Origin of the sequence: Mycolicibacterium pyrenivorans (assembly GCF_025821625.1) — a bacterium.
In the GTDB taxonomy this organism is placed as follows: Bacteria; Actinomycetota; Actinomycetes; order Mycobacteriales; family Mycobacteriaceae; genus Mycobacterium; species Mycobacterium pyrenivorans.
This window is the reverse complement of record NZ_JACKSH010000191.1, coordinates 1-381: the sequence shown is the minus strand read 5'-3', so window position 1 is coordinate 381 and position 381 is coordinate 1. Positions and strand designations below refer to the sequence as shown.

At 63.8% G+C, this 381-nt stretch carries 1 pseudogene; it reads left to right on the top strand.

Going from position 1 to position 381, the window contains the following annotated elements:
* Window positions 1–205 (top strand): annotated as a pseudogene (locus H7I57_RS22515) (acyl-CoA synthetase); the annotation flags it as partial.
* Between the last annotated feature and the right edge of the window lie 176 nt (window positions 206–381).

The window sequence follows — 381 nt, the reverse complement described above, 5'->3', positions numbered from 1 at the left end:
GAAGTCGTTCGCGGAATTCCTGGCCGCGCAGCCGGACATGTCCCCGAAGTCCTGGCCGCGGTACGTCTGGCTGGCCGACGACCTGCCCAGCACCGCGACCAACAAGATTCTCAAGCGGGAACTGGTCGCCCTGGGCGCGGATCCGGCCGGCCGGGTGCTGTGGAAGCGCGACGATACCGAGTACACGCGGCTGACCGAAAACTGATTTCGGGCATCGTGTCCCTCTGATGGGTACCCGTTCGTCTCACTGCTGTTGGACGATCAACCCAGAAGGAGACCACGATGAAATACGCAACTCTGATCTACACCCGGCCGGGCAGCCACGACGCGGAGCTCACCGAAGATGAGCAGGCCGCGCTGAGCGCTGAGTACATGGCGCTG